Origin of the sequence: Streptomyces shinuiensis (assembly GCF_043660855.1) — a bacterium.
In the GTDB taxonomy this organism is placed as follows: domain Bacteria; phylum Actinomycetota; class Actinomycetes; order Streptomycetales; family Streptomycetaceae; genus Streptomyces.
This window is the reverse complement of sequence record NZ_JBIHML010000001.1, coordinates 2,378,601-2,395,336: the sequence shown is the minus strand read 5'-3', so window position 1 is coordinate 2,395,336 and position 16,736 is coordinate 2,378,601. Positions and strand designations below refer to the sequence as shown.

Here is a 16,736-nt window from a genome sequence, read left to right as displayed (position 1 = left end):
CGGATGACGGCGAGGATCGCGTACGCGGACGTCGAGGTCGGCACCGAACTGCCCGCGCGGGGCTTCCCCGTGACCCGCGACACGCTCGTGCGGTACGCGGGCGCCTCCGGTGACTTCAACCCGATTCACTGGAACGAGCGGTTCGCACGTGAGGTCGGTCTCCCCGACGTCATCGCGCACGGCATGTTCACCATGGCCGAGGCCGCCCGCGCGGTGACCGACTGGACCGGCGACCCCGGCGCGCTCGTGGAGTACGGCGTGCGCTTCACCAGGCCCGTCGTCGTCCCCGATGACGACAAGGGCGCCGTGATCGAGGTCTCGGGCAAGATCGCGGCCAAGCTCGACGACGAGGCCCGCACCGTCCGGGTGGACCTCACGGTCACCAGCGCCGGGCAGAAGGTGCTGGGCATGTCCCGCGCGGTGGTCCGGCTCGCCTGAGCGCGCCGTCCCGCCACCGGGCCGACGCCGGGGGCACACGCCGGTGAGGAGCGGCCGTACGGATGCGCGTACGGCCGCTCTCGTACTCTTGGGCGCGTGCAGGAACTCCACGACGCGCCCCTCGCCCCGCTGACCACTTTCCGCCTGGGCGGTCCCGCGGCCCGCCTGGTCACGGCCACCACCGACGAGGAGGTGACCGAGGCGGTACGGGCCGCCGACGCCGGCGGCACCCCGCTGCTGGTCGTCGGCGGCGGCAGCAACCTCGTCATCGCCGACGAGGGTTTCGCCGGCACCGCCCTGCGCATCGACACCACCGGCTTCCACCTGGAGGGCACCCGCCTGGAACTGGCGGCGGGCGAGAACTGGTCCGAGGCCGTCGCCCGCACCGTCGAGGCCGGGCTCGCGGGCGTCGAGTGCATGGCGGGCATCCCCGGATCGGCGGGCGCCACACCCATCCAGAACGTCGGCGCGTACGGTCAGGAGGTCTCCTCCACGATCACCGAGGTCGTCGCCTACGACCGCCGGTCCGGCGAGACCGTCACCATCCCCGCCGCCGAGTGCGGCTTCTCCTACCGGCACAGCCGCTTCAAGGCCGATCCCACCCGCTTCGTCGTGCTGCGCGTCCGCTTCGGCCTGGAGGACGCGGGCGGCCTCTCGGCGCCCCTGCGCTACGCCGAGACCGCCCGGGCGCTGGGCGTGGAGACCGGCGAGCGGGTGCCGTTGGAGCGGGCCCGCGAGACCGTTCTGAAGCTGCGCGCGGGCAAGGGCATGGTGCTCGACCCGGAGGATCACGACACCTGGTCGGCCGGCTCCTTCTTCACCAACCCCGTCCTCACCGAGACCGAGCACGCCGCCTTCCTCGCCCGCGTCGCCGAACGGCTGGGGCCGGACGCCGCCCCGCCCGCCTATCCGGCCGGGGACGGCCTGGTGAAGACCTCCGCCGCCTGGCTGATCGACAGGGCCGGCTTCGCCAAGGGCCACGGCGACGGCCCGGCCCGGATCTCCACCAAGCACACCCTCGCCCTGACCAACCGGGGCTCGGCCACCACCGCGGACCTCCTCGCCCTGGCCCGCGAGGTCCGCGACGGCGTGCGCGAGGCCTTCGGCGTGACGCTGGTCAACGAGCCGGTGACCGTCGGCTGCTCGCTCTGAGGGCCCGTCCCGAACGGGCTCAGGAGGGCCTTCGGGACGGGGCCCGCTCCGGCTCCTCCACCAGCCAGGCGTCGATGTCCGCCAGGATCGCCTTCCGGGCGTCCTCCGGCGCGCGCGAGCCGCGTACCGACTGGCGGGCCAGCTCAGCCAGTTCATCGTCGGTGAAACCGTGGTACCGCCGCGCGATCTCGTACTGCGCGGCCAGCCGGGAGCCGAACAGCAACGGGTCGTCGGCGCCCAGCGCCAGCGGTACCCCCGCCTCGAACATGGTCCGCAGCGGTACGTCCTCGTGCCGGTCGTACACCCCCAGCGCCACGTTGGAGGCCGGGCAGACCTCGCAGGTGACGCCCCGTGCGGCCAGCCGCGCCAGCAGCCGCGGGTCCTCGGTGGCGCGCACCCCGTGCCCGACGCGGCCCGCGCTCAGGTCGTCCAGGCAGTCGGCGACGGACTCCGGTCCCGACAGCTCGCCGCCGTGCGGGGCCGCCAGCAGGCCGCCCCGGCGCGCGATGGCGAAGGCCCGGTCGAAGTCCCGGGCGAAGCCGCGCCGTTCGTCGTTGGACAGGCCGAAGCCGACCACGCCGCTGTCGGCGTAGCGAACGGCCAGCCGGGCCAGGGTGCGGGCGTCCAGCGGGTGCTTCACACGGTTCGCGGCGACCAGCACGCGCATGCCGAGCCCGGTCTCCCGGGACGCGCTCTCCACCGCGTCCAGGATGATCTCCATCGCCGGGATCAGCCCGCCCAGGCGCGGCGCGTAGGAGGTCGGGTCCACCTGGATCTCCAGCCAGCGAGACCCGTCCCGCACGTCCTCCTCGGCGGCCTCGCGGACCAGCCGCCGGATGTCGTCGGGCGTGCGCAGGCAGGAGCGCGCGGCGTCGTACAGCCGCTGGAAGCGGAACCAGCCGCGCTCGTCGGTGGCCCGCAGCCTCGGGGGACGGCCGCTGCTCAGCGCGTCCGGGAGGTGGACGCCGTGTCTGTCGGCGAGCTCCAGCAGTGTGCCCGGGCGCATGGACCCGGTGAAGTGCAGATGGAGATGGGCCTTCGGGAGCTTGCGGACGTCACGAGCGCTTTCCATCCGAAGATTTTGCCGTACTCGCGACACGCCCGGAAGCCACCGCCACGATCGGGGACGGACCGGAACACGCGGGCGGGCCCGCGGAAGCCGTGTTCCGCGGGCCCGCCCGTGCGTGTTCCCGTGTCCCGGGGCCCGGGCGGGGGGGCCGGACCGGGCCGGGTCAGGCCCTGGCCTCGGCCAGCAGCTTCTGGATCCGCGAGACGCCCTCGACCAGGTCCTCGTCGCCCAGCGCGTAGGACAGCCGCAGGTAGCCCGGGGTGCCGAACGCCTCACCGGGGACGACCGCGACCTCGGCCTCCTCCAGGATCAGCTCGGCCAGTTCCACGCTCGACCGCGGGCGCCGGCCGCGGATCTCCCGGCCCAGCACGTCCTTGACCGACGGGTAGGCGTAGAAGGCGCCCTCCGGCTCGGGGCAGGTGACGCCGTCGATCTCGTTCAGCATCCGCACGATCGTCCTGCGGCGGCGGTCGAACGCCTCGCGCATGCGCGCCACGGCCTCCAGGTCGCCGGAGACGGCGGCCAGCGCGGCGGCCTGGGCGACGTTGGAGACGTTGGAGGTGGCGTGCGACTGGAGGTTGGTGGCGGCCTTCACCACGTCCTTCGGGCCGATGATCCACCCCACCCGCCAGCCGGTCATGGCGTACGTCTTGGCCACACCGTTGACGACCACGCACCGGTCGGCCAGCTCGGGCACGACCACCGGCAGCGAGGAGAACTCCGCGTCGCCGTAGACCAGGTGCTCGTAGATCTCGTCGGTGAGCACCCACAGACCGTGCTCGGCGGCCCAGCGGCCGATCTCCTCGACCTGGGCGCGGGAGTGGACGGCGCCGGTCGGGTTGGAGGGGGAGACGAACACCAGCACCTTGGTGCGCTCGGTGCGGGCCGCCTCCAGCTGCTCCACCGAGACCCGGTAGCCGGTGGTCTCGTCGGCGACCACGTCCACGGGGACGCCTCCGGCCAGCCGGATCGACTCGGGGTAGGTGGTCCAGTACGGCGCGGGGACGATGACCTCGTCGCCCGGGTCGAGGATGGCGGCGAAGGCCTCGTAGATGGCCTGCTTGCCGCCGTTGGTGACCAGGACCTGGGACGCCTCGACCGAGTAGCCGGAGTCGCGCAGCGTCTTCGCCGCGATGGCCTCCTTCAGCTCGGGGAGCCCGCCGGCCGGGGTGTAGCGGTGGAAGCGCGGGTTCCGGCAGGCCTCCACCGCGGCCTCGACGATGTAGTCGGGGGTCGGGAAGTCGGGCTCGCCCGCACCGAAGCCGATCACCGGCCGCCCGGCGGCCTTGAGGGCCTTGGCCTTGGCGTCGACGGCGAGCGTGGCGGACTCGGAGATCGAGCCGACGCGGGCCGAGACCCGGCGCTCGGTGGGTGACTGGTTGGAAGGGGTTGCAGCGGTCATAGGGGCATCGTCGCAGACGGGGGGTCGTCCGGGCACGCGGGCCGGAGGGGGCCGGCGGGGGAGCGGACGGGGGAGAGCACGGGCGGACGGGCGGGAGGAACGGGAGGATCGGGGGCGATACGGGTTACGTGTTCGACGGCGGCGCGGGAAGCACGTACACTCACCGTCGTTGGTCCCGGCCGATCACCGGCGGTCCGCGTACTCCGCGGCGCCGACCGGATGCGGTAGGTTGGGAACGGCGAAGGGTCGTAGCTCAATTGGTAGAGCACCGGTCTCCAAAACCGGCGGTTGGGGGTTCAAGTCCCTCCGGCCCTGCTTCACGCATCTGAACCAGGGATGCGTGCACGTGTACGTAACTGGACGCACCGCCGTACGGCCGGGCCGGACGCGGCACGGCACGCGGCCAGGACCCGGATCAGGTGAGGACGAGTGGCGGAGATCACGGACTCCATCGAGGTCCCCGAGCCCGGGCGGTCGCAGGACGACAACAAGCCCCGGCGCGGTGGCAAGCGCGCGAAGAAGGGCCCGCTGGGCCGTCTCGCCCTGTTCTACCGGCAGATCATCGCCGAGCTGCGCAAGGTCGTCTGGCCCACCAAGAAGCAGCTCTCCACCTACACGACCGTGGTGATCATCTTCGTCCTCGTCATCATCGGGCTGGTGACCGTGATTGACTGGGGGTTCACCGAGGTCGTCAAGTACGTCTTCGGCTGATACGCCCGCGGAGTGCCCCTCCGGGGCACTTTTCCGCATGTTCGACCCCCTTGAAGCCAGGAAGAAGCAGCCACCGTGTCTGACCCGAACCTCAACGACGCCGTCGACCCCGTCGAGGGTGACGACACCGCGCCCGACGCCGTCGAGACGGCGGACAAGGCGGCGGCGGACGGCGTCGACCAGGCCGAAGCTGCCGACACCGCCGGGGACGAGCCGGCCGAGGCGGCGGCCGAGTCCGTCGGCGAGACCGAGACCGAGGCGGCACAGGAGGCGGAGGAGCCGGTCGACCCGGTCGCCGCCCTCCGCGAGGAGCTGCGTCATCTCCCCGGCGAGTGGTACGTCATCCACACCTACGCGGGCTACGAGAAGCGCGTGAAGGCCAACCTGGAGCAGCGCGCCGTCTCGCTGAACGTCGAGGACTTCATCTACCAGGCCGAGGTCCCCGAGGAAGAGATCGTCCAGATCAAGAACGGCGAGCGCAAGAACGTCCGCCAGAACAAGCTCCCCGGCTATGTGCTGGTGCGCATGGACCTGACGAACGAGTCCTGGGGCGTCGTGCGCAACACCCCGGGCGTCACCGGCTTCGTGGGCAACGCCTACGACCCTTACCCGCTGACCCTGGACGAGGTCGTCAAGATGCTCGCCCCCGAGGCGGAGGAGCGCGCCGCCGCGGAGGCCGCCGCCGAGGCCGGCCTGCCGGCGCCGAGCCGCAAGGTCGAGGTCCAGGTACTGGACTTCGAGGTCGGGGACTCGGTCACCGTCACCGACGGCCCGTTCGCGACCCTCCAGGCGACGATCAACGAGATCAACCCGGACTCGAAGAAGGTCAAGGGCCTCGTCGAGATCTTCGGCCGCGAGACCCCGGTCGAGCTGAGCTTCGACCAGATCCAGAAGAACTGACGCGGTTCTTCCGGACACCGATTTCCGGCCAGGCCGGGCAGCCCTCCGGGGCCGCCCGGCCTGGCCGGTTTCCGACCGCACCGCGATACGGGCTATCGTTGTGCGGTATGCCTCCGTACGGGTGGATCAGCCCGCCGGAGGATTCGACACCTCTCACCAGGACCCGGAGAGAACATGCCTCCCAAGAAGAAGAAGAAGGTCACGGGGCTGATCAAGCTCCAGATCCAGGCCGGTGCCGCGAACCCGGCCCCGCCGGTCGGCCCCGCGCTGGGTCAGCACGGCGTGAACATCATGGAGTTCTGCAAGGCCTACAACGCCGCGACGGAGTCGCAGCGAGGCTGGGTCATCCCGGTGGAGATCACGGTCTACGAGGACCGCTCCTTCACCTTCATCACCAAGACCCCGCCGGCCGCGAAGATGATCCTCAAGGCCGCGGGCGTGGAGAAGGGCTCCGGCGAGCCCCACACCAAGAAGGTCGCCAAGATCACGCGCGAGCAGGTGCGTGAGATCGCCACGACCAAGATGCCCGACCTCAACGCCAACGACCTGGACGCCGCCGAGAAGATCATCGCCGGCACCGCCCGGTCGATGGGCGTCACCGTCGAGGGCTGAGCGGCTCCGCTCGCGGTACCCGCCGGGCACGCCCGGCTTTCGTCCCTTCCCCGGGGCGGGTGAGCCGGACAGACGTGCCGAGCACACACAGATGGAAGTGGCAGGGTCAGGCGCTGGCCCCCTGGACCACGACTCCGTACACCAGAAAACTGGAGCAGAAGTGAAGCGCAGCAAGGCTCTCCGCAACGCGGACGCCAAGGTCGACCGGACGCGGCTCCACGCCCCGCTGGAGGCCGTCCGTCTCGCCAAGGAGACCTCCCCGACCAAGTTCGACGCGACCGTCGAGATCGCCATGCGCCTGGGTGTCGACCCGCGCAAGGCCGACCAGATGGTGCGCGGCACCGTGAACCTCCCGCACGGCACCGGCAAGACCGCCCGGGTCCTGGTCTTCGCGACCGGTGAGCGTGCCGCGGCCGCGGAGGCCGCCGGCGCCGACATCGTCGGCTCCGACGAACTGATCGACGAGGTCTCCAAGGGCCGCCTGGACTTCGACGCCGTCGTCGCCACCCCGGACCTGATGGGCAAGGTCGGCCGCCTCGGCCGTGTGCTCGGTCCGCGTGGTCTGATGCCGAACCCGAAGACCGGCACCGTCACCCCGGACGTCGCCAAGGCCGTCACCGAGATCAAGGGCGGCAAGATCGAGTTCCGCGTCGACAAGCACGCCAACCTCCACTTCATCATCGGCAAGGTCTCGTTCGACGAGAAGCAGCTCGTGGAGAACTACGCGGCGGCGCTGGAAGAGGTCCTGCGGCTGAAGCCGTCCGCGGCCAAGGGCCGTTACATCAAGAAGGCCATCATCAGCACCACGATGGGCCCCGGTGTCCCCGTCGACCCCAACCGCACCCGGAACCTCCTCGCCGAGGAGGACGTCGCCGCCTGATCCGGCGCGACCCCGTGAGGGCGGTCCAGTACGGCGGCCGGGCCCCGCTTCCGAGAGGGAGGCGGGGCCCGGCCCTTCGCGCGGGGGTGGAGCGGGACGGGACGAGGGGCGGGCGGGGCGAGGGGAACGGCGGAGTCCCCCCGGATTTGCCTGTCGTGACGGCGTTCGCGTACGCTTCCACCGAAGCCAAAGACCGCTGGTCGTTGCCGTGCTCCGGATCTCCCGCGGATCCGGGGTCGGCGGCCGAAGGATCCGCTTGGAGCGGGCGACCTGCGCAGGTGACAGTGGAGGACTCCCGGTGTGTGCCGGTCGAGTCACGCCCCGTGCGCCTGCGCCGGGGCGTTTCGTTTTGCGCAAAACCCCTTCCTCGTGCGCCCGACGTGGGCGGTCCGGCGTCATGACCTGCCGAAAGGCACGGTCGAGGATCGCATCACCCGGAAAGGAGGGCCGAGGCTCATGGCGAGTCCCGACAAGGTCGCAGCTGTCGAGGAGATCAGGGAGAAGTTCCAGAACTCCAACGCCGCCGTTGTGACCGCGTACACCGGTCTCAGCGTCGCTCAGCTCAAGGACCTGCGCCGTTCTCTCGGTGAGAACGCTCAGTACCGTGTGGCGAAGAACACGCTCACCAAGATCGCGGCCAACGAGGCCGGGGTCACCGAGCTCGACGAGTTCTTCGTCGGCTCCACCGCCGTCGCCTTCGTGACCGGTGACCCGGTCGAGGCGGCGAAGAGTCTGCGTGACTTCGCCAAGGACAACCCCCAGCTCGTCATCAAGGGCGGTGTCCTGGAGGGTAAGGCGCTCAGCGCCGACGAGATCAAGAAGCTCGCGGACCTCGAGTCCCGTGAGGTGCTGCTCGCCAAGCTGGCCGGTGGCATGAAGGCGTCCATGGCCAAGGCCGCGGCGACCTTCCAGGCCCCGCTGTCGAAGTTCGTCCGCACCGCGGACGCCCTTCGCGCCAAGCAGGAGCAGGGCGGTGCCGGTACGCCGGCTCCCGCCGAGGCCGAGTAAACCGCTCCAGGCGCACTCGGTCGCAGCGGGCCCCTGTACGCCCGCCGACATGAACAACCCGGCACCAGCCGACTTAGTGGAAGGACCGCCATCATGGCGAAGCTCAGCCAGGACGAGCTGCTCGAGCAGTTCAGCGAGATGACCCTCATCGAGCTCTCCGAGTTCGTGAAGGCCTTCGAGGAGAAGTTCGACGTCGAGGCCGCCGCCCCGGTCGCCGTCGCCGCCGCCGCCGGTGGTGCCGCCGCCGGTGGTGCCGCCGAGGCCGAGCCGGAGAAGGACGAGTTCGACGTCGTCCTCACCGGCGCCGGTGACAAGAAGATCCAGGTCATCAAGGTCGTGCGCGAGCTGACCTCCCTCGGCCTGAAGGAGGCCAAGGACCTGGTCGACGGCACCCCGAAGCCGGTCCTGGAGAAGGTCAACAAGGAGGCCGCGGACAAGGCCGCCGAGTCCCTCAAGGGTGCCGGCGCCTCCGTCGAGGTCAAGTGAACCGAGTGACCCAGGTCACTTCAGGAGTCCGCTGACTCCTCTCCTTCCGAAGGCGATCACCCATGCGGGTGGTCGCCTTCGGGCGTTTCCGCGATGGCCGTATCGCCTGGCGAGGGCCTGCGGGTATGGTGATCAACGCTGTCCGGCCGTACGCTCCCTGTGGTTCCGGAGGGGGTGGGGCCTTGACGAACCGAACGCAGCGCGCAATTCTCAGGACGCGTCGTCACACCGATCCACAATCCGAGGCATGGATCGTCGGCGATGTGGGAAACCTTGCGGCAGGCGTTGAACAACTGACGAGGGGCTAGCCCCTCCGGAGGGAGAGATTGGTACCGCGTGCCGGTCTCCGGATACCGCACTGGACATCAGTGGGCCTTGTGGCTACACTGACCCTTTGCGCTGCCTATTAACTGCCCCCTGCCCGTCACCAGGGGCACGGCATGCGCGTAGTGAGTCCGAGCCCTCGGAAGGACCCCCTCTTGGCCGCCTCGCGCAACGCCTCGACCGCCCATTCGAACAACGGCGCCAGCACCGCCCCGCTGCGTATCTCCTTTGCGAAGATCAAGGAGCCCCTCGGGGTTCCGAACCTCCTTGCACTGCAGACCGAGAGCTTCGACTGGCTGCTCGGCAACGACGCCTGGAAGGCTCGCGTCGAGGCGGCGCTGGAGCGCGGTGAGGATGTCCCCGCCAAGTCCGGTCTGGAGGAGATCTTCGAGGAGATCTCCCCGATCGAGGACTTCTCCGGGTCGATGTCGCTCACCTTCCGCGATCACCGCTTCGAGCCGCCGAAGAACTCGATCGACGAGTGCAAGGAACGCGACTTCACCTACGCCGCGCCCCTGTTCGTCACCGCCGAGTTCACCAACAACGAGACCGGCGAGATCAAGTCCCAGACGGTCTTCATGGGCGACTTCCCGCTCATGACCAACAAGGGCACCTTCGTCATCAACGGCACCGAGCGTGTCGTGGTCTCCCAGCTGGTGCGCTCGCCGGGTGTCTACTTCGACAGCAACATCGACAAGACGTCCGACAAGGACATCTTCTCCGCCAAGATCATTCCGTCTCGCGGCGCCTGGCTGGAGATGGAGGTCGACAAGCGCGACATGGTCGGTGTCCGCATCGACCGCAAGCGCAAGCAGTCCGTCACCGTCCTCCTCAAGGCGCTCGGCTGGACCACCGAGCAGATCCTGGAGGAGTTCGGCCAGTACGAGTCCATGCGCGCCACCCTGGAGAAGGACCACACGCAGGGCCAGGACGACGCGCTGCTCGACATCTACCGCAAGCTGCGTCCGGGCGAGCCGCCGACGCGCGAGGCCGCGCAGACGCTTCTGGAGAACCTCTACTTCAACCCCAAGCGCTACGACCTGGCAAAGGTCGGCCGGTACAAGATCAACCGGAAGCTCGGCGGCGACCAGCCGCTGGACTCCGGCGTGCTGACCGTCGACGACGTCATCGCCACGATCAAGTACCTGGTCAAGCTGCACGCCGGCGAGACCGAGACGGTCGGGGAGAACGGCCGGACGATCGTCGTCGAGACCGACGACATCGACCACTTCGGCAACCGCCGCCTGCGCAACGTCGGCGAGCTCATCCAGAACCAGGTCCGCACCGGTCTGGCCCGTATGGAGCGCGTCGTCCGCGAGCGGATGACGACCCAGGACGTCGAGGCGATCACGCCGCAGACCCTGATCAACATCCGGCCGGTCGTCGCCTCCATCAAGGAGTTCTTCGGCACCAGCCAGCTGTCGCAGTTCATGGACCAGACGAACCCGCTGTCGGGCCTGACCCACAAGCGCCGTCTGTCCGCGCTGGGCCCCGGCGGTCTGTCCCGTGAGCGGGCGGGCTTCGAGGTCCGCGACGTGCACCCGTCGCACTACGGCCGCATGTGCCCGATCGAGACCCCCGAAGGCCCGAACATCGGTCTGATCGGCTCGCTGGCCTCCTACGGCCGGGTCAACGCGTTCGGTTTCGTGGAGACCCCCTACCGCAAGGTCGTCGACGGCGTGGTCACCGACGAGGTGCACTACCTGACCGCCGACGAGGAGGACCGCTACGTCATCGCCCAGGCCAACGCGCCGCTGACCGACGACATGCGGTTCGCCGAGGACCGCGTCCTGGTCCGCCGCCGCGGCGGCGAGGTCGACCTCATCCCCGGCGACGAGGTCGACTACATGGACGTCTCGCCGCGCCAGATGGTGTCGGTCGCGACCGCCATGATCCCGTTCCTGGAGCACGACGACGCCAACCGCGCGCTCATGGGCTCGAACATGATGCGCCAGGCCGTGCCGCTGATCCGTGCCGAGGCCCCGCTGGTCGGCACCGGCATGGAGTACCGCTGCGCGGTCGACGCCGGCGACGTGATCAAGGCCGAGAAGGACGGCGTGGTCCAGGAGGTCTCCGCCGACTACGTCACCGTGGCCAACGACGACGGCACCTACACCACCTACCGGATCGCCAAGTTCTTCCGCTCCAACCAGGGCACCTCCTTCAACCAGAAGGTCGTCGTGGACGAGGGAGCCCGCGTGGTGACCGGCCAGGTCCTCGCCGACGGCCCCTCGACCGAGCAGGGCGAGATGGCTCTCGGCAAGAACCTGCTCGTGGCGTTCATGCCGTGGGAGGGCCACAACTACGAGGACGCGATCATCCTGTCGCAGCGCCTCGTCCAGGACGACGTCCTCTCCTCGATCCACATCGAGGAGCACGAGGTCGACGCGCGGGACACCAAGCTGGGCCCCGAGGAGATCACCCGGGACATCCCGAACGTCTCCGAGGAGGTCCTGGCCGACCTCGACGAGCGCGGCATCATCCGCATCGGCGCCGAGGTCGAGGCGGGCGACATCCTGGTCGGCAAGGTCACCCCGAAGGGCGAGACCGAGCTGACCCCGGAGGAGCGGCTGCTGCGCGCGATCTTCGGCGAGAAGGCGCGCGAGGTCCGCGACACCTCGCTGAAGGTGCCGCACGGCGAGACCGGCAAGGTCATCGGCGTCCGCGTCTTCGACCGCGAGGAGGGCGACGAGCTGCCTCCGGGCGTCAACCAGCTCGTCCGCGTCTACGTGGCCCAGAAGCGCAAGATCACCGACGGTGACAAGCTCGCCGGCCGCCACGGCAACAAGGGCGTCATCTCCAAGATCCTGCCGATCGAGGACATGCCGTTCATGGAGGACGGCACTCCGGTCGACGTCATCCTCAACCCGCTGGGCGTCCCGTCCCGGATGAACCCGGGCCAGGTCCTGGAGATCCACCTGGGCTGGCTCGCCTCCCAGGGCTGGAAGGTCGAGGGGATCGCCGAGGAGTGGCAGAAGCGGCTCGCCTCGATCGGCGCCGACGACGTCGAGCCCGGCACCAACGTCGCCACCCCGGTGTTCGACGGCGCCCGCGAGGACGAGATCGCCGGTCTGTTCACCGCGACCCTGCCCAACCGCGACGGCGAGCGGATGGTTCTGCCCTCCGGCAAGGCCCGGCTCTACGACGGCCGCTCCGGCGAGCCGTTCCCGGACCCGATCTCGGTCGGCTACATGTACATCCTCAAGCTGCACCACCTGGTCGACGACAAGCTGCACGCCCGCTCGACCGGCCCGTACTCCATGATCACCCAGCAGCCGCTGGGCGGTAAGGCTCAGTTCGGTGGCCAGCGCTTCGGTGAGATGGAGGTGTGGGCGCTGGAGGCATACGGCGCCGCGTACGCCCTCCAGGAGCTGCTGACCATCAAGTCCGACGACGTCACCGGCCGCGTGAAGGTCTACGAGGCCATCGTCAAGGGCGAGAACATCCCCGAGCCCGGCATCCCCGAGTCCTTCAAGGTGCTCATCAAGGAGATGCAGTCCCTGTGCCTCAACGTGGAGGTGCTGTCCAGCGACGGCATGTCCATCGAGATGCGCGACACCGACGAGGACGTCTTCCGCGCCGCGGAAGAGCTCGGCATCGACCTGTCCCGGCGCGAGCCGAGCAGCGTCGAAGAGGTCTGACGGGCCGGCCGGGGCCGCCGCACCCTCCCGCCTGAGGCGGCAGGGCCGGCCCCCGGCCTCCCCGCGACCCCCGTTCAGACCACCACAGAGCTCCTCGGTCCCACCGACGCGAGGGGCACAAACCCTGAGAGGGATTGACGAGAGTGCTCGACGTCAACTTCTTCGACGAGCTGCGAATCGGCCTGGCCACCGCTGACGACATCCGTCAGTGGTCCCACGGCGAGGTCAAGAAGCCGGAGACCATCAACTACCGCACCCTCAAGCCGGAAAAGGACGGGCTCTTCTGCGAGAAGATCTTCGGTCCGACCCGGGACTGGGAGTGCTACTGCGGCAAGTACAAGCGCGTTCGCTTCAAGGGCATCATCTGCGAGCGCTGCGGCGTCGAGGTGACCCGCGCCAAGGTGCGCCGTGAGCGGATGGGCCACATCGAGCTCGCCGCCCCCGTCACCCACATCTGGTACTTCAAGGGCGTGCCCTCCCGCCTGGGCTACCTGCTCGACCTCGCCCCGAAGGACCTCGAGAAGGTCATCTACTTCGCCGCCTACATGATCACGTGGGTGGACGAGGAGCGCCGCACGCGCGACCTGCCCTCCCTGGAGGCCCATGTCTCCGTGGAGCGCCAGCAGATCGAGCAGCGCCGCGACGCCGACCTGGAGGCCCGGGCCAAGAAGCAGGAGGCCGACCTCGCGGAGCTGGAGGCCGAGGGCGCCAAGGCGGACGTCCGCCGCAAGGTGCGCGAGGGCGCCGAGCGCGAGATGAAGCAGATCCGCGACCGCGCCCAGCGCGAGATCGACCGCCTGGACGAGGTCTGGAACCGCTTCAAGAACCTCAAGGTCCAGGACCTGGAGGGCGACGAGCTGCTCTACCGCGAGCTGCGCGACCGCTTCGGGACCTACTTCGACGGTTCGATGGGCGCGGCCGCGCTGCAGAAGCGGCTGGAGACCTTCGACCTGGAGGAGGAGGCGGAGAAGCTCCGCGAGATCATCCGGACCGGCAAGGGCCAGAAGAAGACCCGCGCGCTCAAGCGCCTCAAGGTCGTCTCCGCCTTCCTGCAGACCCGCAACAGCCCCAAGGGCATGGTGCTGGACTGCGTGCCGGTCATCCCGCCGGACCTGCGTCCGATGGTGCAGCTCGACGGTGGCCGCTTCGCGACGAGCGACCTGAACGACCTGTACCGCCGCGTCATCAACCGCAACAACCGCCTGAAGCGGCTTCTCGACCTCGGCGCGCCCGAGATCATCGTGAACAACGAGAAGCGCATGCTCCAGGAGGCCGTCGACGCGCTCTTCGACAACGGCCGCCGCGGCCGCCCGGTCACGGGCCCCGGCAACCGTCCGCTGAAGTCGCTGTCCGACATGCTCAAGGGCAAGCAGGGCCGCTTCCGCCAGAACCTGCTGGGCAAGCGCGTCGACTACTCGGCGCGTTCGGTGATCGTCGTCGGCCCGCAGCTCAAGCTGCACCAGTGCGGTCTGCCCAAGGCCATGGCGCTGGAGCTGTTCAAGCCGTTCGTGATGAAGCGCCTGGTGGACCTCAACCACGCGCAGAACATCAAGTCGGCCAAGCGCATGGTCGAGCGCGGCCGCACGGTCGTGTACGACGTGCTCGAAGAGGTCATCGCCGAGCACCCGGTGCTGCTCAACCGTGCGCCTACCCTGCACCGTCTGGGCATCCAGGCCTTCGAGCCGCAGCTGGTCGAGGGCAAGGCCATCCAGATCCACCCGCTGGTGTGCACCGCGTTCAACGCGGACTTCGACGGCGACCAGATGGCCGTGCACCTGCCGCTGTCCGCGGAGGCGCAGGCCGAGGCCCGCATCCTGATGCTGTCCTCGAACAACATCCTCAAGCCGGCCGACGGCCGCCCCGTCACCATGCCGACCCAGGACATGGTGCTGGGCCTGTTCTTCCTCACCACCGACAAGGTGGAGGGCGAGGTCAAGGGCGAGGGCCGGTCGTTCAACTCGGTCGCCGAGGCGATCATGGCGTTCGACGCCCGGGAGCTGTCGCTCCAGGCGAAGATCGACGTCCGCTTCCCCGTCGGCTCGGTCCCGCCCCGCGGCTGGACCCCGCCGGCCGCCGAGGAGGGCGCTGCGGCCGACGGCGGCCTCGCCGCGGGCGAGTGGCAGCCCGGTGACCCGTTCCGGCTGCGCACCACCCTGGGCCGCGCGCTCTTCAACGAGCTGCTGCCCGAGGACTACCCGTTCGTCGACTACACCGTGGGCAAGAAGCAGCTCTCCGCGATCGTCAACGACCTCGCCGAGCGCTACCCCAAGGTCGTCGTCGCCGCGGCGCTGGACAACCTGAAGTCGGCCGGTTTCCACTGGGCGACCCGTTCCGGTGTCACCATCGCGATCTCCGACGTCGTGGTTCCCGAGGCCAAGAAGGAGATCATCGCGAACTACGAGGCGCTGGACGAGAAGGTCCAGAAGCAGTACGAGCGCGGTCTGATCACCAAGGACGAGCGCTCCAACGAGCTCATCGGCATCTGGACCCGTGCGACCAACGAGGTCGCCGAGGCCATGGCGGAGAACTTCCCGAAGACCAACCCGATCTTCATGATGGTCGACTCGGGCGCCCGCGGAAACATGATGCAGATGCGCCAGATCGCCGGTATGCGCGGTCTGGTGTCCAACGCCAAGAACGAGACGATCCCGCGGCCGATCAAGGCGTCGTTCCGCGAGGGTCTGTCCGTGCTGGAGTACTTCATCTCCACGCACGGTGCCCGCAAGGGTCTGGCGGACACCGCGCTGCGCACCGCCGACTCCGGTTACCTGACCCGTCGTCTGGTGGACGTCTCGCAGGACGTGATCATCCGCGAGGAGGACTGCGGCACCGACCGCGGCCTGAAGCTCGTGATCGCCTCCAAGGGCGCGGACGGCGTTCTGCGCAAGGCGGAGGACGCCGAGACCAGCGTGTACGCGCGCTGCCTCGCCGAGGACGTCACCGTCGACGGCAAGGTGCTGGCTCCGGCCGGGACCGACCTGGGCGACGTGCTCATCGACGAGCTGGTGCGGCACGGCGTGGAGACGGTCAAGACCCGCTCGGTCCTCACCTGCGAGTCCGCCGTCGGCACCTGCGCCATGTGCTACGGCCGCTCGCTGGCGACCGGCAAGCTGGTGGACATCGGCGAGGCCGTCGGCATCATCGCCGCCCAGTCCATCGGTGAGCCCGGCACCCAGCTGACGATGCGCACCTTCCACACCGGTGGTGTGGCCGGTGACGACATCACCCAGGGTCTGCCGCGTGTCGTCGAGCTCTTCGAGGCCCGCACCCCCAAGGGTGTCGCCCCGGTCTCCGAGGCCGCCGGCCGTGTGCGGATCGAGGAGACCGAGAAGACCAAGAAGATCGTCGTCACCCCCGACGACGGCTCCGACGAGACCTCCTACGGCGTGTCCAAGCGCGCCCGCCTGCTGGTCTCCGAGGGCGACCACGTCGACGTCGGCCAGCCGCTGACGGTCGGCGCCACCAACCCGCACGACGTGCTGCGCATCCTCGGCCAGCGCGCGGTGCAGGTGCACCTGGTGGGCGAGGTCCAGAAGGTCTACAACTCGCAGGGTGTGTCGATCCACGACAAGCACATCGAGATCATCATCCGGCAGATGCTGCGCCGTGTGACGATCATCGAGTCCGGCGACGCCGAGCTGCTGCCGGGCGAGCTGGTCGAGCGCTCGAAGTTCGAGGGCGAGAACCGCCGTGTGGTGGCGGAGGGCGGCCAGCCGGCCTCCGGCCGTCCGCAGCTGATGGGCATCACCAAGGCCTCGCTGGCCACGGAGTCCTGGCTGTCGGCGGCGTCCTTCCAGGAGACGACCAGGGTCCTGACCGACGCGGCGATCAACGCCAAGTCGGACTCCCTGATCGGCCTCAAGGAGAACGTCATCATCGGTAAGCTCATCCCGGCCGGTACGGGCCTGTCCCGCTACCGCAACATCCGGGTCGAGCCGACCGAGGAGGCGAAGGCCGCGATGTACTCGGCCGTCGGCTACGACGACATCGACTACTCGCCCTTCGGTACCGGCTCCGGCCAGGCGGTCCCGCTGGAGGACTACGACTACGGTCCGTACAACGGCTGAGCGGGGCCGTACGGTCCGCCGGACACGCTCGTGGGGCGGCCCCTCC

12 protein-coding genes and 1 tRNA gene are annotated in these 16,736 nt (G+C 69.5%); 11 read left to right on the top strand and 2 right to left on the bottom strand.

Annotated elements, in window-relative coordinates:
• Window positions 1-3: 3 nt before the first annotated feature.
• The gene (locus ACGRHY_RS10645) at window positions 4-438 is read left to right on the top strand and encodes a MaoC family dehydratase (RefSeq protein WP_394635134.1); all 435 of its coding nucleotides are present in this window, start codon (window positions 4-6) and stop codon (window positions 436-438) included.
• 96 nt (window positions 439-534) lie between these two features.
• Complete coding sequence (locus ACGRHY_RS10640) at window positions 535-1,590, top strand: UDP-N-acetylmuramate dehydrogenase (protein WP_394635133.1); 1,056 nt, start codon at window positions 535-537, stop codon at window positions 1,588-1,590.
• Window positions 1,591-1,609: 19 nt separating this feature from the next.
• On the opposite strand, the gene ACGRHY_RS10635 is transcribed toward ACGRHY_RS10640, so the two are convergent.
• Window positions 1,610-2,662: an adenosine deaminase gene (locus ACGRHY_RS10635; RefSeq protein WP_394635132.1), complete on the bottom strand. Its 1,053-nt coding sequence runs from the start codon at window positions 2,660-2,662 to the stop codon at window positions 1,610-1,612.
• 160 nt (window positions 2,663-2,822) lie between these two features.
• Entirely contained in the window at window positions 2,823-4,061 is a 1,239-nt protein-coding gene (locus ACGRHY_RS10630; RefSeq protein WP_394635131.1) for a pyridoxal phosphate-dependent aminotransferase, read from the bottom strand.
• A 242-nt stretch (window positions 4,062-4,303) separates the two neighbouring features.
• Between ACGRHY_RS10630 and ACGRHY_RS10625 the strand changes: the two genes are divergently transcribed.
• From ACGRHY_RS10625 to ACGRHY_RS10585, 9 genes are all read left to right on the top strand, one after another.
• Window positions 4,304-4,376, top strand: a tRNA-Trp gene (locus ACGRHY_RS10625).
• Between the two features lie 114 nt (window positions 4,377-4,490).
• Window positions 4,491-4,772, top strand: a complete 282-nt coding sequence (gene secE, locus ACGRHY_RS10620; RefSeq protein ID WP_093851483.1) for a preprotein translocase subunit SecE — start codon at window positions 4,491-4,493, stop codon at window positions 4,770-4,772.
• A 75-nt stretch (window positions 4,773-4,847) separates the two neighbouring features.
• Window positions 4,848-5,672 (top strand): transcription termination/antitermination protein NusG, encoded by an 825-nt coding sequence (gene nusG / locus ACGRHY_RS10615; protein ID WP_394635130.1) that lies wholly within the window; start codon window positions 4,848-4,850, stop codon window positions 5,670-5,672.
• A 174-nt stretch (window positions 5,673-5,846) separates the two neighbouring features.
• The gene (rplK, locus tag ACGRHY_RS10610; protein WP_394635129.1) at window positions 5,847-6,284 is read left to right on the top strand and encodes a 50S ribosomal protein L11; all 438 of its coding nucleotides are present in this window, start codon (window positions 5,847-5,849) and stop codon (window positions 6,282-6,284) included.
• Between the two features lie 160 nt (window positions 6,285-6,444).
• A complete protein-coding gene (rplA, locus tag ACGRHY_RS10605; RefSeq protein ID WP_394635128.1) occupies window positions 6,445-7,164 on the top strand; it encodes a 50S ribosomal protein L1 in 720 nt (239 codons plus the stop codon).
• Window positions 7,165-7,620: 456 nt separating this feature from the next.
• Window positions 7,621-8,172 (top strand): 50S ribosomal protein L10, encoded by a 552-nt coding sequence (gene rplJ, locus ACGRHY_RS10600; RefSeq protein ID WP_093660556.1) that lies wholly within the window; start codon window positions 7,621-7,623, stop codon window positions 8,170-8,172.
• A 93-nt stretch (window positions 8,173-8,265) separates the two neighbouring features.
• Window positions 8,266-8,658, top strand: a complete 393-nt coding sequence (gene rplL / locus ACGRHY_RS10595; protein ID WP_394635127.1) for a 50S ribosomal protein L7/L12 — start codon at window positions 8,266-8,268, stop codon at window positions 8,656-8,658.
• Window positions 8,659-9,137: 479 nt separating this feature from the next.
• Entirely contained in the window at window positions 9,138-12,623 is a 3,486-nt protein-coding gene (gene rpoB / locus ACGRHY_RS10590; RefSeq protein WP_394635126.1) for a DNA-directed RNA polymerase subunit beta, read from the top strand.
• 143 nt (window positions 12,624-12,766) lie between these two features.
• Complete coding sequence (locus ACGRHY_RS10585; RefSeq protein WP_394635125.1) at window positions 12,767-16,690, top strand: DNA-directed RNA polymerase subunit beta'; 3,924 nt, start codon at window positions 12,767-12,769, stop codon at window positions 16,688-16,690.
• Window positions 16,691-16,736: the final 46 nt, after the last annotated feature.

What these genes read in the sequence shown, in the direction of transcription:
- rplL (WP_394635127.1), top strand. Translation starts at nt 8,266, where the DNA reads ATGGCGAAGCTCAGCCAGGACGAGCTGCTCGAGCAGTTCAGCGAGATG.
- rplJ (WP_093660556.1), top strand. Translation starts at nt 7,621, where the DNA reads ATGGCGAGTCCCGACAAGGTCGCAGCTGTCGAGGAGATCAGGGAGAAG.
- ACGRHY_RS10635 (WP_394635132.1), bottom strand. Translation starts at nt 2,662, where the DNA reads ATGGAAAGCGCTCGTGACGTCCGCAAGCTCCCGAAGGCCCATCTCCAT.
- ACGRHY_RS10630 (WP_394635131.1), bottom strand. Translation starts at nt 4,061, where the DNA reads ATGACCGCTGCAACCCCTTCCAACCAGTCACCCACCGAGCGCCGGGTC.
- ACGRHY_RS10645 (WP_394635134.1), top strand. Translation starts at nt 4, where the DNA reads ATGACGGCGAGGATCGCGTACGCGGACGTCGAGGTCGGCACCGAACTG.
- rplK (WP_394635129.1), top strand. Translation starts at nt 5,847, where the DNA reads ATGCCTCCCAAGAAGAAGAAGAAGGTCACGGGGCTGATCAAGCTCCAG.